At 66.3% G+C, this 21,375-nt stretch carries 21 protein-coding genes; 6 read left to right on the top strand and 15 right to left on the bottom strand.

Translation table 11 applies throughout. The features are described 5' to 3' along the window. Positions 1 to 100: 100 nt before the first annotated feature. The 3 genes from ACSFA3_RS14060 to ACSFA3_RS14050 are packed head-to-tail and all read right to left on the bottom strand — an operon-like array spanning position 101 to position 2,806. A complete protein-coding gene (locus ACSFA3_RS14060; protein WP_435506058.1) occupies positions 101 to 862 on the bottom strand; it encodes a FadR/GntR family transcriptional regulator in 762 nt (253 codons plus the stop codon). Next, entirely contained in the window at positions 859 to 1,830 is a 972-nt protein-coding gene (locus ACSFA3_RS14055; RefSeq protein WP_435506057.1) for a 2-hydroxyacid dehydrogenase, read from the bottom strand. Before ACSFA3_RS14055 ends, ACSFA3_RS14060 begins: the two co-directional genes overlap by 4 nt. Position 1,831: 1 nt before the next feature. Beyond that, positions 1,832 to 2,806: a Bug family tripartite tricarboxylate transporter substrate binding protein gene (locus tag ACSFA3_RS14050; RefSeq protein ID WP_435506056.1), complete on the bottom strand. Its 975-nt coding sequence runs from the start codon at positions 2,804 to 2,806 to the stop codon at positions 1,832 to 1,834. A gap of 146 nt (positions 2,807 to 2,952) precedes the next feature. Here ACSFA3_RS14050 and ACSFA3_RS14045 point away from each other — a divergent pair, with 146 nt between their 5' ends. From ACSFA3_RS14045 to ACSFA3_RS14035, 3 genes are read left to right on the top strand one after another with little or no spacing between them, the layout of a single operon-like run. Then, on the top strand, positions 2,953 to 3,870 hold the full coding sequence (locus tag ACSFA3_RS14045) for a 2-dehydro-3-deoxygalactonokinase (protein WP_435506055.1): 918 nt from the start codon (positions 2,953 to 2,955) through the stop codon (positions 3,868 to 3,870). After that, positions 3,867 to 4,505: a 2-dehydro-3-deoxy-6-phosphogalactonate aldolase gene (locus tag ACSFA3_RS14040; RefSeq protein WP_435506054.1), complete on the top strand. Its 639-nt coding sequence runs from the start codon at positions 3,867 to 3,869 to the stop codon at positions 4,503 to 4,505. The genes ACSFA3_RS14045 and ACSFA3_RS14040 overlap by 4 nt, the downstream gene beginning before the upstream one ends. Positions 4,506 to 4,520: 15 nt before the next feature. After that, positions 4,521 to 5,279 (top strand): aldolase, encoded by a 759-nt coding sequence (locus tag ACSFA3_RS14035; protein WP_435506053.1) that lies wholly within the window; start codon positions 4,521 to 4,523, stop codon positions 5,277 to 5,279. Positions 5,280 to 5,304: 25 nt separating this feature from the next. On the opposite strand, the gene ACSFA3_RS14030 is transcribed toward ACSFA3_RS14035, so the two are convergent. Genes ACSFA3_RS14030 through ACSFA3_RS13995 form a run of 8 tightly spaced genes read right to left on the bottom strand, consistent with a single transcriptional unit; the run spans position 5,305 to position 13,280 of the window. After that, positions 5,305 to 6,102, bottom strand: a complete 798-nt coding sequence (locus ACSFA3_RS14030) for a crotonase/enoyl-CoA hydratase family protein (RefSeq protein ID WP_435506052.1) — start codon at positions 6,100 to 6,102, stop codon at positions 5,305 to 5,307. Positions 6,103 to 6,134: 32 nt separating this feature from the next. After that, a complete protein-coding gene (locus ACSFA3_RS14025) occupies positions 6,135 to 7,142 on the bottom strand; it encodes an acyl-CoA dehydrogenase family protein (protein WP_435506051.1) in 1,008 nt (335 codons plus the stop codon). 11 nt (positions 7,143 to 7,153) lie between these two features. Next, the gene (locus ACSFA3_RS14020; protein ID WP_435506050.1) at positions 7,154 to 8,311 is read right to left on the bottom strand and encodes an acyl-CoA dehydrogenase family protein; all 1,158 of its coding nucleotides are present in this window, start codon (positions 8,309 to 8,311) and stop codon (positions 7,154 to 7,156) included. Further along, positions 8,308 to 9,534: a CaiB/BaiF CoA transferase family protein gene (locus ACSFA3_RS14015; protein ID WP_435506049.1), complete on the bottom strand. Its 1,227-nt coding sequence runs from the start codon at positions 9,532 to 9,534 to the stop codon at positions 8,308 to 8,310. The genes ACSFA3_RS14020 and ACSFA3_RS14015 overlap by 4 nt, the downstream gene beginning before the upstream one ends. Continuing rightward, complete coding sequence (locus tag ACSFA3_RS14010; protein WP_435506048.1) at positions 9,531 to 10,517, bottom strand: Bug family tripartite tricarboxylate transporter substrate binding protein; 987 nt, start codon at positions 10,515 to 10,517, stop codon at positions 9,531 to 9,533. The genes ACSFA3_RS14015 and ACSFA3_RS14010 overlap by 4 nt, the downstream gene beginning before the upstream one ends. A 16-nt stretch (positions 10,518 to 10,533) precedes the next feature. Next, on the bottom strand, positions 10,534 to 11,535 hold the full coding sequence (locus ACSFA3_RS14005; RefSeq protein WP_435506047.1) for a Bug family tripartite tricarboxylate transporter substrate binding protein: 1,002 nt from the start codon (positions 11,533 to 11,535) through the stop codon (positions 10,534 to 10,536). A gap of 51 nt (positions 11,536 to 11,586) precedes the next feature. Further along, positions 11,587 to 12,081, bottom strand: a complete 495-nt coding sequence (locus ACSFA3_RS14000) for a MaoC family dehydratase (protein ID WP_435506046.1) — start codon at positions 12,079 to 12,081, stop codon at positions 11,587 to 11,589. Then, positions 12,078 to 13,280, bottom strand: coding sequence for a CaiB/BaiF CoA transferase family protein (locus tag ACSFA3_RS13995; RefSeq protein WP_435506045.1), 1,203 nt, complete (start codon positions 13,278 to 13,280; stop codon positions 12,078 to 12,080). Before ACSFA3_RS13995 ends, ACSFA3_RS14000 begins: the two co-directional genes overlap by 4 nt. Positions 13,281 to 13,382: 102 nt before the next feature. Here ACSFA3_RS13995 and ACSFA3_RS13990 point away from each other — a divergent pair, with 102 nt between their 5' ends. Then, positions 13,383 to 14,273 carry a LysR family transcriptional regulator gene (locus ACSFA3_RS13990; RefSeq protein ID WP_435506044.1) on the top strand — a complete coding sequence of 297 codons (891 nt, stop codon included), beginning with the start codon at positions 13,383 to 13,385 and terminating at the stop codon, positions 14,271 to 14,273. On the opposite strand, the gene ACSFA3_RS13985 is transcribed toward ACSFA3_RS13990, so the two are convergent. The 4 genes from ACSFA3_RS13985 to ACSFA3_RS13970 all read right to left on the bottom strand — a co-directional run bounded on the left by ACSFA3_RS13985 (position 14,274) and on the right by ACSFA3_RS13970 (position 19,262). Next, positions 14,274 to 15,692: an MATE family efflux transporter gene (locus ACSFA3_RS13985; protein ID WP_435506043.1), complete on the bottom strand. Its 1,419-nt coding sequence runs from the start codon at positions 15,690 to 15,692 to the stop codon at positions 14,274 to 14,276. After that, complete coding sequence (locus ACSFA3_RS13980; protein WP_435506042.1) at positions 15,689 to 17,002, bottom strand: MFS transporter; 1,314 nt, start codon at positions 17,000 to 17,002, stop codon at positions 15,689 to 15,691. Before ACSFA3_RS13980 ends, ACSFA3_RS13985 begins: the two co-directional genes overlap by 4 nt. Before the next feature lie 27 nt (positions 17,003 to 17,029). Then, positions 17,030 to 17,530: a MarR family winged helix-turn-helix transcriptional regulator gene (locus tag ACSFA3_RS13975; protein ID WP_435506229.1), complete on the bottom strand. Its 501-nt coding sequence runs from the start codon at positions 17,528 to 17,530 to the stop codon at positions 17,030 to 17,032. A gap of 142 nt (positions 17,531 to 17,672) precedes the next feature. Then, entirely contained in the window at positions 17,673 to 19,262 is a 1,590-nt protein-coding gene (locus tag ACSFA3_RS13970) for a DUF4394 domain-containing protein (RefSeq protein ID WP_435506041.1), read from the bottom strand. Between the two features lie 168 nt (positions 19,263 to 19,430). On the opposite strand from ACSFA3_RS13970, the gene ACSFA3_RS13965 reads away from it, so the two are divergent. Both ACSFA3_RS13965 and ACSFA3_RS13960 read left to right on the top strand, forming a co-directional pair. Continuing rightward, entirely contained in the window at positions 19,431 to 20,243 is an 813-nt protein-coding gene (locus ACSFA3_RS13965; RefSeq protein ID WP_435506040.1) for a zinc ribbon domain-containing protein, read from the top strand. Between the two features lie 32 nt (positions 20,244 to 20,275). After that, positions 20,276 to 21,373: a TAXI family TRAP transporter solute-binding subunit gene (locus tag ACSFA3_RS13960; protein WP_435506039.1), complete on the top strand. Its 1,098-nt coding sequence runs from the start codon at positions 20,276 to 20,278 to the stop codon at positions 21,371 to 21,373. Positions 21,374 to 21,375: the final 2 nt, after the last annotated feature.

The raw sequence follows: 21,375 nt of genomic DNA, 5'->3' as shown, positions 1-21,375 counted from the left end.
CAGGCTGTATCGTCATAGACCATAAGGATTATCCGGTCGTGACAGCATCCGATGTTTCCAGTCGTTGCGGAATGAAAACGGAAGATCAGGGCGCTCCGTGCTACGTGCTTGCAGTCCGCGAACGTGTCTTGCCTTTCAACCGCGTCCCAGGACTGTCGATGCGCGGCAGCCCGGCCCGGGATACCAGTACGGTCTGGATATCGCGCCCCGCGCCGTCGATCAGCTCAAGGATTGCCAGCTCGGCGCGCTCGGGATCGCGCGCGATCACGCCGTCCAGCACGGCACGATGCAACGGCAGAGCGCCCGCAGGCCCCTCGGCGCGCCGCGTCGATATTTCGAAGCTGGTTCGCAACAGCGCGCCCAGTGCCCGACTCATCTGCGAAAGCAGCCGGTTGTGGCTGGAGCGGATCAGCCCCTGATGAAAACGCAGGTCGGGAGTGATGTAGTCGCCTCCCTTCAAGACCGCCTGCTTCATCCCTTCGTACGCAGCCTCCAGCTCCGCGATGTCCTCGTCGGTGGCTCGCGACGCTGCCAGTCGAACGGCGGCCGGCTCCACGGCCCGACGCAGATCGTGCAGGTCTTCCAGGAATTGGTCCGGCAACCCGACGCGCGACTGCCACGCAATCACGTCTGCATCGAACCAGTTCCAGCAATCCTCGGGTTGCACGCGCGTACCGACCTTCGGTCCGCTAGTGACGAGCCCCTTGGCGATCAGCGATTTGATGGATTCGCGCACGACGGTCCGGCTGACGCCGATCAGGTCGCACAGCAGCGGTTCGGGCGGCAGCGAGGCGCCGGGTGCATAGATGCCGGCCACGATGTCGCTACCGAGGCGGTCGACGGTATGGCCGTGAATGCTCACGGCACGGGCGGCACCGGCGTCAGCAGAGGGGTTCCCGCAAAGTGCGCGTCGAGGTTGTCGAGCGTGAGCTGTGCCATCGCCTCGCGCGTCTCTCGCGTGCCGCTTGCCATGTGCGGCGTCAGCACAACGTTCGTCATGGCGAACAGCTCGGGTGGGACATTGGGCTCGTCGATGAACACGTCGAGCGCCGCACCGGCGATGGTGCCGTCACGCAGCGCAGCGATGAGCGCAGGCTGGTCGACGACGGTACCGCGCGCGACGTTCACGAGATAGCCGTTCGGCCCGAGCGCGGCCAGCACCCGCGCGTCGATCAGGCCTCGCGTTGCCTCGCCGCCAGGAGTGATGACGATCAGGAAGTCGACCTCGGCGGCCAAAGCGACGGCATCCGCGTAATGGCAGTACGGCACGTCGTCGCGCCTCGTTCGCGTGGTGTAGGCGATCTGCATGTCGAAAGCCTGCGCACGGCGCGCGATCGCTTGCCCGATACGCCCCATTCCGACGATGCCCAGCCGAGCGCCGGTGACCTTGCGCGCCAGCGGATGCGGACCCTTGAGCCACTGCCCGTCGCGCACGAAGCGGTCGGCCTGCGGCACGCGCCGTGCGATCGACAGCAGCAGCGCGATGCCCAGATCGGCGACGTCGTCGGTCAGCACGTCGGGCGTATTCGTCACCGGAATGCCACGCTCGGTTGCGGCCTTCACGTCGACGCCGTCGTAGCCGACGCCGAAGACCGAGATCATCTTGACGGACGGCAGTCGCTCCAGCAGCGCGCGCGGGACCTTCGCCTCGCCATTGGCGACGACGGCACGGATGCGCGGCGCAGCCTCCTCGAACGCCGCCTTGGCTTCGGCGGATGCCGTGTCGAGATGCGCGCGGTCGTGCACGCGATAGCCGCGATGCAGGCGCTCCATGAGCCACGGCATCAGCGCGGCGACGACGAGGATTTCGGGACGGTTGTCGTTGGTCATGTCAGGCACGGATTCCAAGTTTCTGGACGAGTTGTTTGAAGTAATCGTGATCGCGCTGCATCGATTCGCCGAACGCCGGCGCATCGAGATAGGCAAAACCCAGGTTCAGCTTTTCCAGCGCTTCGGGCAGAGCCGGATCCGACGCAGCCTTGCGTGTCGCATCGCGCAGTACGGTGACGATCTCGGCTGGCGTCGCCTTGTGGACGGCCAGTCCGCGCCAGGTTCCGATGGACAGATCGATCTTTCGCTCCTTCAGCGTCGGCACCTTGTCGAAGGCCTTGATGCGCTGGTCGGCCATGACGGCGAGCATCTTCAGCTTGCCGCCCTGCACATGCGCGGCAACCTCGCCCGGGCTTACCGCCACCGCGTCGATGTGCCCGCCGAGCAATGCCACCACGCCGGGTGCAGCGCCCTGATAGGGCACATGGTTGAACTTGACGCCGGCCTTGTCTTCGAGGCCGGCCGCTGCGAGGTGCCAGATCGAGCCGTTGCCCGAATTGCCGACGCGCATCTCCTCCGGCTTCGCCTTGGCCGCGGCAAGGAATTCCTCGATGGTGTTCCAGGGCGCATCGGCGCGGACCGTGATCGCGGCGGGGTCTGCATTGAGTCGAGCAACCGGCTGGAAGTCGGCATACGTGAACTTGGCGAGATTCAGGTGCGGCAGGATCACCAGTTCGGCGATCACGACGCTGACCTTGTAGCCGTCGGGCTTGCCGTTGAGCACGTCACTCATGCCGACCACGCCGCTTGCGCCCGGCTTGTCGTTGACGATCAGCGGTTGCGGGAGGTGCTTCTTCACGATCTCCGCGAAGGCACGCGCCAGCGCGTCGGTACCGCCGCCCGCCGATGCGGGAACCACCAGTTCGACCGGCTTGCCCGGATAGGTTTCCGCATGCAGTGCGAACGGCAGCGGCAGCATCGCGGCGCCGATGCCCTGCAGCATGCGGCGACGCAGAAGAGAAGAACTGGAGGTCATGGTTTTGTCGCTTGGAATCGGGTTCGGAACGATGCGCAAGAGGCCGCTCTCCCAGCGAAAACCCTCGCGGCATGAACGACCCCTGCGCTTATCATATGACCATTGAAACGGTCTCCCCGCAGGGCAAACCCTGCCAGAAATTCCCGATGAGCACCCCGATCCTTGCGCCACTCGAGCCCCGCACGCCCCTCGTCGCAGTCGATTGGGGCACGAGTTCGCTACGCGGCGCACTGCTGGATTCCGACGGCCGCGTGATCGAAGAGAGGAGCGCCTCGCGTGGCATCCTGACGGTGGCGGCCGGCGGATTTCCCGCCGTGTTCGATGAACTTTTCGGCGCCTGGATGCAGCCGGCCGGCGTTCGCTGCCTCATCTCCGGCATGGCCGGCAGCAAGCAGGGCTGGACCGAAGCGCCATACTGCGCCTGCCCGGCCGGCCTCGAACACATCGCAAAGAAGATCGTCCCCGTCGCTCCGCGCATTTCGATGGTTCCCGGCCTCAGCGCCGACGACGACGGCGTGCCGGACGTGATGCGCGGCGAAGAGGTGCAGATCTTCGGTGCTGTCGCGCTGACCGGCATCCGCGACGGTTTGTTCGTGTTGCCGGGCACGCACAACAAGTGGGTCCGCGTGGTCGACGGCCGGGTCGTCGGCTTCCGCACCTTCATGACCGGCGAGTTCTATGCGCTGCTCGGCACGCAGTCGATCCTGGCCCGCACCATCGACACGGCGGCGCCGCTCGACGAAGCCGCGTTCCTGCAAGGCATCGCCCGGTCGCGCAACGGCCACGGCCTGCTCCACAACGCCTTCGGCGCCCGCACGCTGTCGCTGTTCGACCGCATGAAGGCCGGGCCGCTCGCCAGTTATCTTTCGGGCCTGCTGATCGGCGAGGAACTGAAGGCGCAGGTCCTCGATCCGGACCGGTCGGTGGTGTTGATCGGCGCAGCGCAGCTCACGCAACGCTATGCGCTCGCGCTGCAGGCGGAAGGGATCGAAAGCCGCACCCTGGGCGCCGAAGCCACATGGGCCGGATTGCACGCCCTTCACGCTCAACCGAAGACCCAATGACCCACATCGACACATTCCATGCGGCTGTCCGCCAGCTGCCACTGATCGCGATCCTGCGCGGGCTTACGCCGGCCGAGTCGCCTGCGGTCGGCGACGCCATCGTGGAATCCGGCTTTCGCCTGCTCGAAGTGCCGCTGAATTCGCCGCAGCCGCTCGACAGCATCGCGCTGATGCGCGAACGCTTTCCGGACGCCATGGTCGGTGCAGGTACCGTGCTCACGGCGCAGCAGGTGCGCGATGTGCATGCGGCAGGCGGCGTGCTGGTGGTGTCGCCCAACTTCAACGCCGAAGTCGTCGCCGAGACCGCGCGGCTCGGCATGATTTCCCTGCCCGGCGTGGCGACGCCGAGCGAGGCCTTCGCCGCCCTCGCAGCCGGTGCGACGGGGCTCAAGCTCTTTCCGGCCGAGGCAGCCTCTCCGGCGGTCGTCAAGGCCTGGCTTGCGGTACTGCCCAAGGGCACGCCGCTGATGCCGGTCGGCGGCATCACGCCGTCGAACATGACCGAATGGCGCAATGCCGGCGCCACCGGCTTCGGCATCGGATCGGCGCTCTACAAACCCGGCAAATCCGCTCACGCCGTCCGCGACGATGCGCAGCAGTTCGTCGCTGCCTGGAATGGCAGCGTGCGGGCCTGACCCTTTTCAAATGTCATGAATCACGATCAAAGCCCCGACGCCCAATACGCCAGCCCGGCCATCCGCCGCCTTCGCGAAGACCTCGCACTCGCACTGCGCGCGGCCGCGCACCACGATCTTGCCGAGGGCGTCTGCAATCATTTCAGCGTGATGCTGCCGGAAGACGCCGGCACGCCCGACCGCTTCCTCATCAATCCACGCGGACTGCACTGGAGCGAGATCGGCGCCGACGACATCGTGCTGATCGACGTTCGCGGCGAGGTGCTGGCCGGTCGTCACCGTGTCGAGCCCACCGCCCTCTTCATCCACGGCGCCATCCACCGCATCACCGGCCATGCGGTCGTCCTGCATTGCCACATGCCTTATGCGACCGCACTGACGCTGACCGCCGACGGCGCCATCGACCCGACGCTGAGCCAGAACGCGATGCGCTATGTGGACCGCATCGCAGTCGATCCGGTCTACAACGGACTCGCGCTCGACGATGCGGAAGGCGAGCGCATCGCGAACGCCATGCGCGGCAAGGATGTCGCGTTTCTGGCGAATCACGGCATCGTGGTCGCCGGCAACACCGTTGCGCATGCCTACGACGACCTCTACTACCTCGAACGTGCCGCTCTGCACCAGGTTCTCGCGCAGTCGACCGGCCGGCCACTGGTGCGCGTCGATGCCAAGCTGGCGGCGCATGTTGCTGCGCAGATCCAGGGCGAGCGCGAGCAGTCGGATCTGTTCTTCGAATCGTTGCGGCGCTTGCTGCCGGCGCCCAGCGCCTGAGCAAGAACGCCCGGCTGCGACACCTTCAGCCTTGGAAGTTCGGCTTTCGCTTCTCGACGAAAGCACGAACCGCCTCCCGATGGTCCGCCGTCATGTGCGCGATGGCCTGGTAGCCGGCCGACAGTTCCAGCAGCGATTCGAGCGAACTGCGTTCGCCTTCGCGCAGCAGCCGCTTGGTCATGCGCAGCACGCCGCCCGGATTCGCAGCGATGCGCGCCGCAAGCTGCATCGCCGCCGCCATCAGTTCCTCATGCGGCACGACACGCGATACCAGTCCGCAAGCCAACGCCTCCTGCGCAGTGAGCGCGTCGCCGGTGAAGGCCATCTCCGAAGCCTTCGACATGCCCACCACCCGCGGCAACAACCAGGCGCCGCCGTCGCCCGGCACGATGCCGACCTTCACGAAGCTCTCGGCGAAGGTCGCCTTTTCCGATGCGATGCGGATGTCGCACATGCAGGTGAGGTCGAGCCCCGCGCCGATGGCCGGGCCGTTCACCGCGCAGATCACAGGCACGTCGAGGTTGTAGAGAGCCTTGGGCAGGCGCTGGATGCCATTGCGATATTCCTCGCGAACGACCTCGGGCGAGAGGTTGCCGGTCTCGTAGCGCTGCATGTCCTTCACATTGCCGCCGGAACTGAACACCGGGCCTTCGCCGGTCAGCACCACGACGCGGATGCCGGTGTCGCGTGCAATGCCGGCACAGGCCTGCACGAACTCTTCGACGGCAGTGTTGCCGGTGAGTGCGTTGCGGGTGGCGGGCTGGCTCATGGTCAGTGTGAGAACAGCGCCGTCGCGCTCCGATTTCAGGAATTCTTGCGTCATCGGTTTCCTTGGGTTGTTTGAATCCGGGTCGTTCAGGCAATGTCGGTGACGGTGCGGATCACATCCAGCGCGAGACTGTCGCGCGCGTCGAGCAGCGCGCTGCCCAGCACGTCGTGCCAGTACGACTCGGAGCCGCCGACCTGCCGCAAGGCATGCAGGCGTCGCGTGAAGATCTGCAGGTCGAATTCCTCGGTGAAGCCGATGGCGCCGTGGATCGAATGGCTCAGCGACGCGACCTCCAGCGCTGCCTCGCCGGTGCGCGACTTCGCGACCGCCACCCGCATCGGTTCCGGCTCCCAACCGACCGCGCGACAGCCGATCTGTGCTGCCATGCGCGCGGCAAAGACGTGCTCGGAAATGACGGCCAGCTGATGCTGGATCGCCTGGAACTTGCCGATCGGCCGGCCGAACTGGTTGCGGTCGTTGGCGTACCGGAGCGTGCGGTCGAACACGGCCATCAGCGTGCCCGAAAGCTGTGCTGCGGCGAGGCAGGCCTGGAAGAGACGCACGTTGAAGGCGACCGGCAACGACAGCGCTTCGGCGCGCGCAGCCGCGTTCCAGCCGAGCGTCGCGTCGAGCACGAAGACCGCGTCCGTCTTCGTCGCAGCGGCCGTCGGCAACAGCACGCAGCCATCGGCCTGTGCAGCGAGCACCCAGTCGGCGGTGCGACCGCAGGCCACGCGTTCGCAGACGGCGTTCCGGTCGTCCTGCGGCAGCAGGCGACCCAGTGCGATGCTGCCCTTCGGAGGCTGCACGTCGGCGGCACAGAGAAATGCACGCGCGATCATCGTCTCGGCCAGCGGCACCGGCAGCGCGAAGCTTCCGCACAGCTCGACCAGAGAAAACGCGTCGGCCAGCGACAGGCCGGCGCCTCCGTGCGATTCAGGCAGCAGCGCGTCGGCGAAGCCGGAGCTTTCGAGCGCGTCCCAAAGAGGACGAGCCGACCGGCCGGACTCGATGTCGCGCACATGCCGCAGCGTGCAATGGTCGTTCAACAGGTCGCGTAACGCGTCGGTGAGCTGGTTGGTGGTGTCGTTCATGGGAAGTCCATTCAGCGCAGGCCGAGGCCGCGCGCGATCATTCCGCGCAAGATGTCGCGTGTGCCGCCGCGCAGCGAGTAAGAAGGTGCGACCTGCGTCACGTAGTCCAGCGTGCGCAGCAATTCGAGCGGAACTGCGGTGATGTCCCGCGCATAGAGATCGTCGGCGATGGCCGCCGGAATCAGCTGTTCGACGCCGGTGCCGAGGTCCTTCACCAGCGCGGCCTCGACCACCGGGCTCTCGCCCGCCGCGACCTTCTGCGTGACGGCCAGCGACATCGCCCGCAATGGCGCGAGCTGGCTCAGCACCTTCCCGGCAAGGCGCACGGATGCAGGCGTGCGGCCGGCATCCGTGCGCACGAACGCCAGCCATTCGTCGAACAGCACGATGCTGGAAAACAGCCGCTCCGGCCCACTGCGCTCGAAGGCGAGTTCGGCCGTCACCTGAGCCCAGCCGTTGCCTTCCTCGCCGATCAACGCTTCGTCGCCGAGCTTCACGTCGTCGAAGAAGACTTCGCAGAAATGCGCATCGCCGGACGAATCCGCGATGGGCCGCACCGTCACGCCCGGCAGCGACAGGTCGACGATGACCTGCGAAAGGCCTTTCTGCCGGTCCTGCGCATCGCCCGAAGTGCGGACCAGCGCGATCATGAACTGGCAGTGGTGCGCGTTGGTGGTCCAGATCTTCTGACCGTTCAGCGTCCAGCCTTCTCCGGTCTTGACGGCGCGCGTGCGCACGCTGGCGAGATCGGATCCGGCGTTCGGTTCGCTCATGCCGATGCAGAAGAACGATTCGCCGCGGCAGATCGGCGGCAGGTAATGGCGCTTCTGCGCCTCTGTACCGTATTTGAGGATCAGCGGTCCGCTCTGGCGGTCGGCGATCCAGTGCGAGCCGACCGGGGCGCCGAAGTTGAGGAATTCCTCCACGAGCACATACCGGGCGAAGGCGCTGCGACCGCCGCCTCCGTACTCCTCCGGCAGGGTGATGCCGAGCCAGCCGCGCCGGCCGAGTTCACGGCTGAATTCGGTGTCGTAGCCCGACCACGACTTGGCGCGAACATGCGCCGGCACCTTCGCCAGCGCCACCGAGAGAAACGCCCGGACCGGCGCGCGCAGCGCTTCGTCCTCGGGCGGTATGGCCGTCATCGACAGCGAATTCAAGGCACTCATTCCACGATTCCTTTTTCCTTCAGATCCGAGATCTGTTCCGCCGACATGCCGAGCCAGCCAGCCAGGACATCGCCGGTGTCCTGTCCCAGCTGCGGCGGCGCGAGGCGGTACTGCACCGGCGTCTGCGACATGCGCAGCGGGCTCGCCACCAGAGGTATGTCGCCGCCGGCCTGATGGCTCATGCTGATCTGCGTTCCCCTCGCCTTCACCTGAGGATCGTCGAAGACCTGCGCGACGGTGTTGATGGGCCCGCAGGGCACGCCGACCTTCTCGAACAACGCGATCCAGTCGGCCGTCGTGCGCGTCGAAGTGATCTCGCGCAGCAGACCGACGAGCGCTGCGCGATGCACGATGCGATCTGCATTGGTTCGAAAGCGCGCGTCGTCGGCCCACTCGCCGCGATCGACCGCGCGGCAGAAATTGCCGAACTGCCCGTCGTTGCCGATCGCCAGGATCATGAAACCGTCCGCAGTCGGAAAGTCCTGGTACGGCACGGTATTCGGATGCGCGTTGCCCATGCGCCTGGGCGTGCCGCCGTAGAGATGGTTCATGCCCTGGTTGGCAAGGCAGGCGACCTGTACGTCGAGCAACGCGAGGTCGATATGCTGGCCGATGCCGGTCAGGTCGCGCGACTGCAGCGCGGCCAGGATCGCGGTGCTGGCGTAGAGACCGGTCAGGATGTCGGTCAGCGCGACACCGACCTTCACCGGTCCAGCGCCCTCCTCTCCGTCGGCGCGGCCGGTAATGCTCATCAGCCCGCCCATGCCCTGCATCAGGAAGTCGTAGCCGGCCCGTTCGGCATACGGCCCGGTCTGGCCGAAGCCGGTAATGGAGCAGTAGACGAGCCGCGGATTCACCGCCTGCAGCGACGCGTGATCGAGTCCGTATTGCGCGAGCCCTCCGACCTTGAAGTTCTCGATGACCACGTCGCAGCGCTTCGCCAGGTCGCGTACCAGCGCCTGCCCCGCCGGCTGCGTGAAGTCGATCGCGACCGACTGCTTGTTGCGGTTGGCGCAGAGGAAATAGGCCGAGTCGCGCGTGTCGCTGCCGTGCTCGTCCTTCAGGAACGGCGGGCCCCAGCGGCGGGTGTCGTCGCCGCTGCCGGGGCGCTCGATCTTGATGACTTCGGCACCGAGATCGCCGAGTGTCTGGCTGGCCCAGGGACCGGCAAGCACGCGCGACAGATCGAGCACGCGGATGTGTGACAGCGCGCCCGTCGTCATTGCTGTTCGACGTTCGCCTTGACCGCGATGCGCCTCCACAGCTGGATTTCCGTAGCCTGGAAGCTGCGCATTTCCTCGGGACCACCCTGCATGACTTCGGCGCCAATGCGCTCGTAGAACTCGCGCGTCTCGGGCATCTTCTCGATGCGGGTGAGCAGTTCGGCGAGCCTGTCGGTTTCGGCTCTTGGCGTCTTCGACGACACCATCGCGCCGACCCAGGTATAGGCGGTGAAACCCGGCAGACCGGCCTCGGACGCGGTGGGCACCGACGACATCGCAGGCACGCGCTTGTCGGCGGCGACAGCCAGTGCGTGCACCTTGCCGGCCTTGGCCAGCTCCTGCACGCTGGTGATCTCCGCGAAGGCCATGTTCACAGTGCCCGCGACGACCGCGATCACGGCCTCTCCGGCGCCCTTGAACGGTACATGGTGCGTCTGCACCCTGGCGGCGTCGTTGAAGAGTTCTGCCATCAGCTGATAGCCGGCGGAACCGGCGCCATAATTGAGCGCATCCGGCTTGGCCCTGGCACCGGCGACCAGCTCGGCGAGGGTCTTGTATTCGGATGCGGCGGGCACGACGAGCAGCGCCGGCGATCGCATCATCATCGTCAGCGGCGCCAGGTCGGCCACGGGGTCATAGGGCAGCGACTTGAACAGTGCCACGTTGACCGCCAGCGTCGAATTGCTGCCGACGAACACGGTGTAGCCGTCGGCCGGCGCGGCGAGCACCGTCTTCACCGCAATGAAGCCGTTGGCGCCGGGCTTGTTCTCCACCACCACCGGCTGCCCGGTGAGTTCCTGCAGCTTGCGCCCGAAGTAGCGCGCCGAGGTGTCGGTGCCGCTTCCGGGCGGGAACGGGACGACGAAGCGGATCGGCTTCGACGGGAACTCGTCGGCTGCCGCAACCGGTCCGGTCGAGACGATGAAAAGCGCGGCGACGACCGGCGCGCATGCAAGGGAGAACAGTGTGCGGATGAATGGCATGACGATCTCCGTGCATTCAGTCCAGCGTCACGCCGGTCGCCTTGACCACGCCGGCCCAGCGTTTCAGCTCCTTCTGCACGTAGGCGCCGTATGCCGCCGGCGTCGAGCCCAGCGGCTCCGCGCCCTGCAGCGCCAGCCGCTCACGCACGGCCGTGCTGTTCAGCGCCCTGACGATCTCGACATTGAGCCGGGTCACGACCGCCGGCGGCGTGCCGGACGGTGCCATCACGCCCTGCCACGCACCGACCTCGAAACCCGGCATGCCGGACTCGGCCAGCGTCGGCACATCGGGGAACAAAGCCATGCGCTTGCCAGTGGTCACGGCGAGCATCTTCAACCGCTTGTCGCGCACGAAAGGCATGACGGAGTTGACCGTGTCGGTCATGAACTGGATCTGCCCGCCGACCAGATCGACGTCGGCCGGTGCGCTGCCTTTGTACGGCACATGCGTCGCCTCTATGCCGTTGGCCTGCACGAACTGGAATGCGCCGAGATGCGTCACGTTGCCGTTGCCGGCGGAACCATAGGAAAGCTTGCCGGGGTTCGCCTTGGCATAGGCGATGAATTCGCCGATGGTGTTTACGGGCACCGACGGATTGATCACCAGCCCAAGCGGCACGACCGCGACGGATGCGATCGGCGTGAAGTCCTTCGACACGTCGTAAGGCACGTTCTTGTAGAGCGAAGGGCTCAGCGTGATCGACGAGGTGTTGTAGAGGATGGTGTAGCCGTCGGCCGGCGCCTTGGCGACGTAGTTGGCGCCGATGTTGCCGTTGGCACCACCCCGGTTATCGACCAGCACCGGCTGACCCAATTGTTCGCCGAGTGTCTGCGCGAGTACCCGGGCGATGAGGTCGGTCGGTCCGCCCGGCGGGAATGGCACGACCATCGTGATCGGTTTCGTCGGGTACGTACCGGGCGGTGCCGCTGCGCCCTGGGCGAAGGCAGAGGATGCCGCGAGCGCGGCAAGCATGACGATCGCGCTGTTGAAATTGCGTCGATGGGCGATGAATGGCATGTGTCTTGTCTCCGTTGATTTTTATGAGTGACGCAACCGGAAGCGAACGGCCTATCCGTTGCCGCTGCGCCCGGCCAGCAGCCGCCGTGCGTCGTACGTCATCACGCAGGCGCCGTGCTGGTTGAAGACCTCGATGCGCGAATCGACGACTGCGCGCCCGCCCTTCGATGTCGGGCGGATGCCGGTGACTTCGACCGTCGCTTCGATGCGGTCGCCGACACGCACCGGCGCATGGATCTTCTGGACCAGTTCGAGCATCGCCAGCCCGGTGCCCTGGATCATGGTCTGCAGGATGAAGCCCTCGATCAGCGTGTAGGTGAGCGCTGCCGGAACAGGACGGCCGACGATGGCGCTGCCTTCGTAGCCTTCCTCTATGAAGATCGCCTCGAGCATGCCAGTCACGCCGATGAAGCTGACGAGATCGGTCTCGGTGATGGTGCGGCGGAAGGTTCGCATGCGCAGGCCGACCGCGAGGTCCTGCCAGACGAAGCCCTGGCCGAGTCGCGGCAGCGCCTCGTCCTGCGACGAGAAGACGGGGAGCGTCATGACGGCTCCTTCATCGCACGCGCGGCGCCGTTCGCAATCAGCGCTTCGACCTGCGCCGCCGGCAGTCCGGCGGCAAGCAGCGCCTGTCGCGTGTGCTCGCCGAGTCGCGGCGGCATGCGGACATCGGGCCGGACGCCGTCGAACTTCACGGACACGCCGGGAAAGCGCAGCGTTCCCATCCGCGAGTCGTCGAGTCGCGTGAAGAATCCGGTCGCGACGAGATGCGGATCGTCGGGAAGATCGTCCAGGCGGCTTGCCGGCGCGGCGGGAATCTCCAGCCGTTCGCAGATATCGAGCCACTCGGCTGTCGTGCCGCGCGCCACGAATCCACCGGCGATCTCCAGCAGTTCGCCGATGTGGCGGGTGCGCGTAGCGATGTCGACGAAGCGCGTGTCTTCCGCCAGCGCCGGCTGCCCGACCTCGGCGAAGAAGCGCTGCCAGTGCAGGTTGGTGTAAGGCATCATGCAGACGTGCCCGTCGGCCGTGCGCCAGGGCCGGCGCCAGGGCGTCAATACCCTCGGGTAGCCTGCGCTCGCCAGCTGCGGCTCGAAGTGCCGGCCGTAGAGGTGTTCCACCATGTTGAAGCCGACCATGGTTTCGAACATGGGTATCTCGACGAAGCAGCCCTCCCCCGTGCGCTCGCGCCGGAACAGTGCAGCCATGATGGCCTGCGCAGCAACCAGCGCACAGGTCTTGTCGGCTGCGATCACCGGCAGGTAGCGCGCCTCGCCGCTCTGCTCTTCCATCAGCGATGCCAACCCCGACATGCCCTGGATCACGTCGTCGTACGCCGGACGGCCTGCGTACGGGCCGCCATCGGAAAAACCGTGCAGACCCGCATACACCAGCCGCGGAAAGCGCGAGCGCAAGGCATCGACGTCGATGCCGAGCGCCGCCAGCTTCTGGGGTCGCATGCTGTGCATGAAGACATCGGCATCGACCAGCAATGCCATCAGCGCCTCGCGCGCAGCCGGCTGCTTCAGGTCGAGCGCCACGCTGCGCTTGCTGTGGTTGCTGCCCAGGAAGACCGCAGCCATGCCGACTTCGGTCGTCGGCCCGGTGTGACGCGTGGAATCGCCTTCGGGCGGCTCGACCTTGATCACGTCGGCACCGTAGTCGGCCAGCGTCTGGCTGGCCAACGGGCCGAACACCACGCTCGAAAGGTCGATCACCTTCACACCCTGCAAGGGAAGTGTCATATCTTTTTGTCTCCTGCTCGGCATTCTGCAAAGTCGAGCCGCTGCCGTCCAATATCAAATATCGACGCTGTGATACCTTTTCAGGATCAAGGGAGAAGCTTCATGGACACTCGCCAGCTGCGCCACTTCATCGCGCTCGCAGAAACGCTCAATTTTCACAGGGCGGCCGAACGGCTTCATATGTCGCAACCGCCGCTGTCCGCATCGATCCGCAGGCTGGAGGACCGGCTCGGCGTGCCCCTGTTCGAACGCAACCGGCGCGGGACCGAGCTGACGCTGGCCGGAGCGGCGGCGCTCGACGATGCGCGGCGCGCGGTCTTCCACAGCGAGCAGTTCGCGCGGGCAGCGCAGGCCGCATCGCGCGGCGAGGCCGGTACGCTGCGCGTCGGCTTCGTCGGCTCGGCTACCTATGCGCTGATGCCGCGCGTGCTGCCGCGCTTCCGGAAGCGCTATCCGGGCGTGCAGCTGGCATTGGCCGAATCCACCACCGCGCACATCGTCGCGCGGGTGGAGAGCGGAGACATCGATCTCGGGCTGGTGCGCTTTCCGATCGGCCGGGTCTGCAAGGCACGTGTGTTCCCGGTCGAGCGCGATGTTTTCGTCGCAGCGCTGCCGGCCGGTCACAAGCTCGTGCGCAAGCGGAAACTCACGCTGGCGGACATGGCCGACGAGCCGTTCGTGATGTACAGCGCCGACCAGGTTCCGGGCCTGCATGCGGCCGCGCTGCTCGCATGCCAGCAGGCCGGCTTCCTGCCGCGCGTGCAGCAGGATGCGGTGCAGGTGCAGACCGTCATCAGCCTGGTCGAAAGCGGACTCGGCGTCGCGCTGGTGCCTTCGGTCGCAACCCGGCACACCACGCGCAACATCGTATTCAAGCCGCTCACCGGCGCCGGATCGCAGACCGCCATCGGCATCGCGCTGGTGCTTCCGCCCGACGCGCAAACATCGGCTGCCCAGCGGTTTCATGAAAGCGTGATGGAGCCCGACGCCTGATCAGGACGTGCGCGGCCGAAGCTGCAACCGGCGCAGAAGCGTTTCGGTCGTGCATGGCCAGCCGACGCGGCCGAACCATGCGCCGCCGGCAATCGCGGAGGCGATCACGATGCCGTACACGACGAGCGCCACACCCTGCGCGACGAACACGTGCGTGAGTTCACCCGTCCAGCGCAGCGCCAGCCAGCCGCCGATGCCGGCCACTGCCAGCCGCGCCAGATTGCCGAGTACCGGCCAGAGCAGGCGCCCCGCACCCTGCGACGCGAAATACAACACCAGCCCGACACCGAAGAATCCGTACATCGGTCCGACCGCGCGCAGGTAATGCGCGCCGGCTTCGAGCATGGCCGGGTCGTCGCCGAACAGCAGCAGCCACTGCATCGGAAAAAGTGCCGCCGCGATGCCGATGGTTTCGGTCAAAACGAAGGCGATGGCGGCACCGATCCAGGTCGCGCGCAAGGCCCGCTCGCGGTTTCCGGCACCGATGCTGGTGCCGACCATCGCAACCAGCGGTGCACCGAGCCCGAACACCAGCGGCACCAGCAGGTATTCGAGTCGCGATGCCGTGCCGTAGCCGGCGATGGCTCCGGAACCGAAATGGCCCGAGAGCGCGGTCGCGATGCCGATGGACAGGTTGGTCGCGACGGTCGACACGGCGCCGATCAGCCCGACGCGGAGGATGTCGCGGAACAGCGCCCAGCGCAGCTTCAACCCGCCGAGCGTCAGCCTGATCAGGCTGCGCGGCGAGCGCAGGTAGAACAGCAGCGCAAGCGTCCCGGCCAGGTAATAGATCAACAGCGCAAGCGCTCCGCCGGCGATGCCGAGCCCCGGCAGCGGCCCCCAGCCGAAGATCAGCAGCGGCGACAGGGGAATCAGGACCACCACGCCCGCCACGGTGACGTTGGCGGGCACAGCCATGTTGCCGGTGCCCCGGATCACCGCCGCCAGCGCATTGAACATCCACACCAGCACCGCGCCTGCGAAGACGAAGTTCGAATACGTCATTGCCGCGTCCAGCGCGGCGCCGGTGCCACCCATGAGCGCGTAAAGCCAGCGCCCGCCGAACAGCAGCGCCAGCGAAAACGCAACGCCGAAGCCGAGTGCGATCACCATCGCATGCACACTGAGTGCATTGGCGACATCTCGCCGACCCGCGCCGAGCGCACGCGCGATGGCCGATGCGATGCCGCCGCCCATCGCACCGGCCGATGTCATCTGCATCAGCATCACGACCGGAAAGACCAGCGCCATGCCGGCCAGCGCATTCGTGCCGAGCTTGCCGACGAAGTAGGTCTCGATCAGGCCGACGGCGGCCTGCGCGACCATCACCAGCACGTTGGGCGCGGCGAGGCGAAGCAGTGTCGGGACGATCGGCGCTTCGAGCAGCAGGCGGGTGCGCGGATCGATGACGGCGCTCATCGTGCGGCTCCATTGACGCGCAAGGCCGGTGCTGCCGAAGAAACGGGCCTGCGGATCGCCATGACTACCAGCGCCGCGATCAGGCAGGCCGCGCCGGCGGCGTAGAGCGCAGGCGTGTAAGTCAGGAGCAGCGTGCGCGCGAAGCCGGCGCCGTACGCGGCAGTGGCGGCGCCGAGCTGGTGCGCCGCGAAGATCCAGCCGAACACCAGCCCCACCTTCTGCGCACCGAATTCGGCGCCCGCCAGCTTGACCGTTGGCGGCACGGTGGCGATCCAGTCGAGGCCGTAGAACATCGCGAAGATGCCGAGGCCATAGATGGTGAATTCGGAATGCGGCAGCCAGAACAGCGACAGCCCGCGCAGACCGTAGTACCAGAACAGCAACTTGCGGTTGTCGTAGCGATCCGAGAGCCAGCCGGAGAGGATGGTGCCCACGAAGTCGAAGGCGCCCATCATCGCCAGCACCGACGCGGCAGGCACCGCCGACATGCCGTTGTCGCCACACAGGGAGATGAAGTGCGTCTGCACGAGGCCATTGGTGCTCAGCCCGCAGATGAAGAAAGTACCGGCCAGTATCCAGAAGGTGCGGTTGCCCGATACCTCGCGCAGCGTGAGGAACGGCGTGCGCCATGTCATGGTCATGGGCACGACCTTGGGAGCGGCGGCTGCAGCTTCCGGCGTCTGGCCGTAGGGCAGCAGGCCGATGTCCGCAGGCCGGTTGCGCACGAAGGCCAGGCACAGCGCGCCGATCAGCGCGGCGCCGACGAAGACCGGCGTCACGGCGGAACGCCAGCCCCAATGCTCGATCATCCAGGCGGCCACCGGCAGGAATGCCAGCTGCCCGGTCGCGGCGCTGGCGGTCAGCATGCCGACGACCAGTCCGCGGCGCCCGACGAACCAGCGGTTGGCGACCACCGCACCGAGGACCAGCGCCGTCAGACCGGTTCCGACGCCGAGCATCAGGCTCCAGACGATGAAGAGTTGCCACAACTGCGAGGCGAATGTGACCAGCGCCATGCCGGAGCCGACCAGCGCGAGACCGACGCACATGACCGCGCGCAAGCCGTAGCGCTCCATCAACACCGCCGCGAACGGCCCCATCAGCCCGAACAGCGCGAAACGCAACGCCAGCGCCGACGAAATCTCGCCGGTACTCCAGCCGAACTCCTTGCCGAGCGGCTGCATCATCGCGCCGGGCAACCCGAGCGCAGCCGACATCGTCAGCATGGTGAGGAACGTGATCGCGGCGACCACCCAGCCGTAATGGATGCCGCGGCGCTGCAGCCACAGGGAAAGTCGTTGGGCGAGCATGGGATTCCTGCGGAGTCGGTGGGTCGGTCAGTCGTCGTGCGCCGCCTGGGCGTCTTCACCAGGCAGGCCGAGCAGATCCAACGAGTCGTCGATGAGCGAATGCAGTGCCAGCACGCGGTCCATGCCGAGCCGCTCGTTCAACGTCTGCTGCGCGACTTTCCAGTGCTTCTGTCCTTCGAGACGCTTTGCGATGCCGTCGGGCGTGATCTGCACCAGACGGCTGCGCGAGTCGGCGCCCGCGCCCATCGTCAGCCAGCCGGCGGCAATCAGCGGCTGCAGGTTGCGGCTGAGCGTCGACGCCGTCATCTTCATGGCCGCCGCCAGATCGACCGGGCGCAAAGGACCGAGCTTCATGACGTGCGACAGCAACGAGTACTGCGTCGTCTTGAGGCCGCTCTGCGATATCTCGGCGTCGTAGTGCTGCGAGACGCGCCGCATGAACTGCCGCACCTTGAAACTGGTGCAGCCTTGCGGCTGCCTGGGGGTGGCGGTGGCGGTGGCGGTGGCGGACTCGGTCGCCGCTGGCATTGCGTTCATGTCGATCATTGTAGGTACAACCATTGCATATGCAACTACGAAGACGAAGAAAAAGCCGGGCCGCATCCTTGGAAAAGATGCAGCCCGGCTCTTTCGCAGTCCGGACGCGTCAGACGATCAGGCGATCAGCCGCTCAGAACCGGATCGCGATATCCCGGACCACCGGTCCGGCAGCACCGCCGATCAGCGACAGCGCTGCGTTGCCCGACGCGTTGCCGTAGAGCGTGGTCGCGCCGGTAGTCAGGGAGATCGTGTACAGGCCGAACGCGCCAACGCCGGTCGGCCGCAGAGCCGCAAGCACCAGACCGTTCGCACCGCCTGCGATGTCGACCGCGCCCTGCCCGTTCAACGCGACGTTCAACGGACCGATGTTGACCAGCGTTCCGTCGTTCGGCGGCACCTGGCGGGCCAGGACGTTGGCGTTGGTTTCGAGGTCGAACAGGTCGGTCGCGGTAGTACCGGCGAAGCTGTTGCTGTAGGCGCCCGCCACGACGACAGCCGGAGCAGCACGGTTGATGGCACCGTCGGTGATGGTGACGCCGGTGTCGACGTTGATGCGCAGACTCTGGCCGCTGTCGCTGATGACGCGCAGGCGGTCGGCTACAGGGTTGAAGTCGACGGTGAATCGCGTGCCGGTCAGGCCTGCGTACGGCAGCGTGGCATCCGTCGGGTCGGCGGCCAATGTGGCGACGGCCGTCGCGACACCGGTTTCCGGTATCACGGTCAGCAATCGGGCCTGGCTGGTCAGTGCATACAACCGGCCATTGCTCGGACGGAAGTCGATGCCGACCACCTGCTCGTTGCCGGCCAGTCCGCTGATCGCCACCGACGCCGACAGGGTGTTCGGGGCGGACGGCGCGAAGCTCGCGAGACGCGAGCCTTCCGTGAGCACGAACGCGCGCGGCGCGGCGGCCTGCACGAGCGTGAGGCCGGTGACGGCTTCACCGGCGCCGATCGTTCCGATCAGCTTCGCGCCCGCGGTGCCAGTGAGCGGCACGGTGTACAGCTGCGTTGCTCCACCCACGGCCAGAGCGGCGTAGCCGACATTGGTGCGCGGATCGATATCGAAACCGTTGCTGGTACTGAAGGTGACGTTCATCGGTACCGGGTTGGCAAGCGTGCCGTTGTTCGGCGGGTCCTGCAGGTAGAGCGTGCCGGAGGCGCCCAGGTTGTAGAGCTGGGTGGCGGTCGTACCGGCAAATGAGTTCGTGTAGGCCGAAGCGGTGATGCTGGCAGCCGGTCCGTTGATGGCGCCGTCGACCGTCGCAGTGCCGGTGCCGACGTCGACCCGCAGGTTCTGTCCGGTGTTGCTGACGATGCGCAGCCGGTCGGCGACAGGATTGAAATCGACGCCGAACTGGGTTCCTGCGAGCGGCACGGAAAGTTGCGCCCTGGAGGTCAGGACGCCGCTGACGATGTCGAGCGTGAAGATGCGGCCCTGCGTGCTCACTGCATACACCAGTCCGTCTGCAGGCCGCGTATCGATACCGATGAGCGCCTCGCCGATGACGAGTCCCTGCACGACGCCGCTGGTCGACAACGTCGACGGCGCCGCACGATTGAAGGAGATGACGCGGCCCGAAGCCGTGATGGCGACCGTATCGCCGGGGGTGCCGGGCGTCGTCGGCGTGCCGTCGTCGCTACCGCCACCGCCGCCACCGCAGGCCGCAAGGGCAGCTGCGGCGATGAGCGCCAGCGGACGAAGGTTCTTGAGATTTGGCATAGGTAATTTCCTTGGTTTGAAGGAGTCAGGGGTTTGTTAGCCTTCGCGGACCGTAGCCCGTCCGGCATATGCCGCTCGTCTCTGTTCAATTGCGTTATTCGGGCGACATACTTCGACTACACGAACAGTCCGCGACTGGATGCACCCCAATATCAGGTTTACGTTTTGTTGCCACTGCAGCCAATATTCGAGACAAAAGGCCCGCCGCTGATTCCGGTAGACAAACTGGCCGATCTGGATACTTCGTTCCTTGTGCCCTGCGTACATTGCGACGCGCTTTTCCAGGAAGGCGAGCTCTTCTGCCCGTCCTGCGGCAAGGATCAGCGCGTCGCCGCCAACGCGGCCGATGCGCCTTCGGGCACTGCGCAAGGGGTCGGCTGGCTCGGTCCGCGCATCGCAGGTCCCGTGCAGCCGGATGCCGATCTCGCGAGCCGGACGCCGACGTCTGCGGACGGCAGATCCGGGTCCGGCGCGCGACGTCCCATCGGCGCGATCGTCGGCGTGCTGGCTGCTCTGCTCCTGGCAGCCCTCGGCCTGCTGCTCGGCGTTAACCACTACAGCGCGAAGCGCAGCGAGGCCGACCGGCTGCAAGGCTTCGATGCGGCCGTCACGCAGTTGCGCAACGCGCTCGATCGCGGCGACCTCGCAGGTGCCGGACGCGCCTTCGGGCTCTTCGACGCCACCCAGACCAGCGATCCCGGCGTGCTGGCGCTCAGGGAAAGCTTCGACCAGCGCATGCGCGACGAGGCAGAACGCCGCGAACAGCTCAGCGCCGCCGCGACCAGCGCTTCCAGGTCGCTCGGTTTCGAGCAGACCGCAGCGACGCCACAGACATTGCAGAAAGCTCCGGAGGCACCGGAAGCACCAGCGTCTGCGGCACCGTCCGCAGAGCCGGCACCGCCGGCCTCCTCCTCCACCTCCTCCTCCTCCGCCGAATGCAAGGAAGCACTTGCGGCAATGTCGCTCTGCCAGTCGCACTAGCGATTCACTCACCCGCCAACGAAGGATCAGAAATGTCCATCCCGTCCATGCTGATGCCGCTGATCCTGACAGCGTGCGCCGTTTTCGCATCGTCCGCCGGCGCCGCGTCCGAAGTGCCCTACAAGATCGTCACCGCTTCAAAGACCGGCACCTACATCGAGATCGGCCGCGACCTCGGCAAGTACGTGGCGGAGCCTGCCGCCATCTCGCTCGAAGCGCTCGAATCCAAGGGCTCGGCGGAGAACGTGCAACGCATGCGCTATGAACCGGGCGTGAAGCTCGCGCTGGTTCAGTCGGATGTGTACCAGGCCTTCCTGGACGAGGCGAAAACAGGCAATGCCGAGGCCGGCGACATCATCCGGCCGCTTCGCGTCGTGATGCCGCTCTACGACGAAGAGATCCATTTCGTTGTCCGCGCCGATTCGCCGCTGCAGTACATCCACGAGCTCAAGGGCAAGAAGATCGGCATCGGCCCGCTCGGCAGCGGCACCGCGCTGACGTCGCGCACCGTCTATCAGCTGATGTTCGGCGAACCGATGCCGGTCGAGAACAGGCAATACCTGAGCAACGAAGAAGCGCTCACAAAACTCACGGTCGACAAGTCGATCGATGTCGTCGTGATCATCGCCGGGCAGCCGGCCAAGCTTTTCGCGGACATGAAGGCCGAGGCGCGCAACTACATCAAGCTGCTCAAGCTGGACGACACGGCCCCGGAAACCGCACGCGCGAAGAAAACCTACTTTCCAGCCACGATCCGCGCGAGCAGTTATGCAACATGGCTGCCCGCCGATGTGCCCAGCCTGACGGTCAAGGCCTATCTGGTGACCTACGACTACAACCTGCGCTCGACCGTCGGCGACCTGACCCGTTTCGCCGACAGCCTGTGCATCAACTTCGACAAGCTGCAGGTCAACGGCCATCCCAAGTGGAAACAGGTGAAGCTTGAATTGCCGCCGCTCAATCAGGGCTGGCGCTATTTCGGGCCGATGGAAAGACGATTGCGCGGCTGCATCGCCGCGAAGGCGGCACCGCCACTGGCCACCACGGTTTCTGCCACGCCGGAGAGGCCGAAGCCGCCGGCGCGGCCTTGCTCGGAGCAGGAACTGGTGCTGGGTATCTGCAAGCGCTGAGC

It is taken from the genome of Variovorax glucosi, assembly GCF_051216695.1.
In the GTDB taxonomy this organism is placed as follows: domain Bacteria; phylum Pseudomonadota; class Gammaproteobacteria; order Burkholderiales; family Burkholderiaceae_C; genus Variovorax.
Note: the sequence above shows the minus strand (reverse complement) of the source record. Positions and strands in the feature narration are given on the sequence as shown.

What these genes read in the sequence shown, in the direction of transcription:
- ACSFA3_RS14055 (WP_435506057.1), bottom strand. Translation starts at nt 1,830, where the DNA reads ATGACCAACGACAACCGTCCCGAAATCCTCGTCGTCGCCGCGCTGATG.
- ACSFA3_RS14050 (WP_435506056.1), bottom strand. Translation starts at nt 2,806, where the DNA reads ATGACCTCCAGTTCTTCTCTTCTGCGTCGCCGCATGCTGCAGGGCATC.
- ACSFA3_RS14045 (WP_435506055.1), top strand. Translation starts at nt 2,953, where the DNA reads ATGAGCACCCCGATCCTTGCGCCACTCGAGCCCCGCACGCCCCTCGTC.
- ACSFA3_RS14040 (WP_435506054.1), top strand. Translation starts at nt 3,867, where the DNA reads ATGACCCACATCGACACATTCCATGCGGCTGTCCGCCAGCTGCCACTG.
- ACSFA3_RS14035 (WP_435506053.1), top strand. Translation starts at nt 4,521, where the DNA reads ATGAATCACGATCAAAGCCCCGACGCCCAATACGCCAGCCCGGCCATC.
- ACSFA3_RS14030 (WP_435506052.1), bottom strand. Translation starts at nt 6,102, where the DNA reads ATGACGCAAGAATTCCTGAAATCGGAGCGCGACGGCGCTGTTCTCACA.
- ACSFA3_RS14025 (WP_435506051.1), bottom strand. Translation starts at nt 7,142, where the DNA reads ATGAACGACACCACCAACCAGCTCACCGACGCGTTACGCGACCTGTTG.
- ACSFA3_RS14020 (WP_435506050.1), bottom strand. Translation starts at nt 8,311, where the DNA reads ATGAGTGCCTTGAATTCGCTGTCGATGACGGCCATACCGCCCGAGGAC.
- ACSFA3_RS14015 (WP_435506049.1), bottom strand. Translation starts at nt 9,534, where the DNA reads ATGACGACGGGCGCGCTGTCACACATCCGCGTGCTCGATCTGTCGCGC.
- ACSFA3_RS14010 (WP_435506048.1), bottom strand. Translation starts at nt 10,517, where the DNA reads ATGCCATTCATCCGCACACTGTTCTCCCTTGCATGCGCGCCGGTCGTC.
- ACSFA3_RS14005 (WP_435506047.1), bottom strand. Translation starts at nt 11,535, where the DNA reads ATGCCATTCATCGCCCATCGACGCAATTTCAACAGCGCGATCGTCATG.
- ACSFA3_RS14000 (WP_435506046.1), bottom strand. Translation starts at nt 12,081, where the DNA reads ATGACGCTCCCCGTCTTCTCGTCGCAGGACGAGGCGCTGCCGCGACTC.
- ACSFA3_RS13995 (WP_435506045.1), bottom strand. Translation starts at nt 13,280, where the DNA reads ATGACACTTCCCTTGCAGGGTGTGAAGGTGATCGACCTTTCGAGCGTG.
- ACSFA3_RS13990 (WP_435506044.1), top strand. Translation starts at nt 13,383, where the DNA reads ATGGACACTCGCCAGCTGCGCCACTTCATCGCGCTCGCAGAAACGCTC.
- ACSFA3_RS13985 (WP_435506043.1), bottom strand. Translation starts at nt 15,692, where the DNA reads ATGAGCGCCGTCATCGATCCGCGCACCCGCCTGCTGCTCGAAGCGCCG.
- ACSFA3_RS13980 (WP_435506042.1), bottom strand. Translation starts at nt 17,002, where the DNA reads ATGCTCGCCCAACGACTTTCCCTGTGGCTGCAGCGCCGCGGCATCCAT.
- ACSFA3_RS13975 (WP_435506229.1), bottom strand. Translation starts at nt 17,530, where the DNA reads ATGCCAGCGGCGACCGAGTCCGCCACCGCCACCGCCACCGCCACCCCC.
- ACSFA3_RS13970 (WP_435506041.1), bottom strand. Translation starts at nt 19,262, where the DNA reads ATGCCAAATCTCAAGAACCTTCGTCCGCTGGCGCTCATCGCCGCAGCT.
- ACSFA3_RS13960 (WP_435506039.1), top strand. Translation starts at nt 20,276, where the DNA reads ATGTCCATCCCGTCCATGCTGATGCCGCTGATCCTGACAGCGTGCGCC.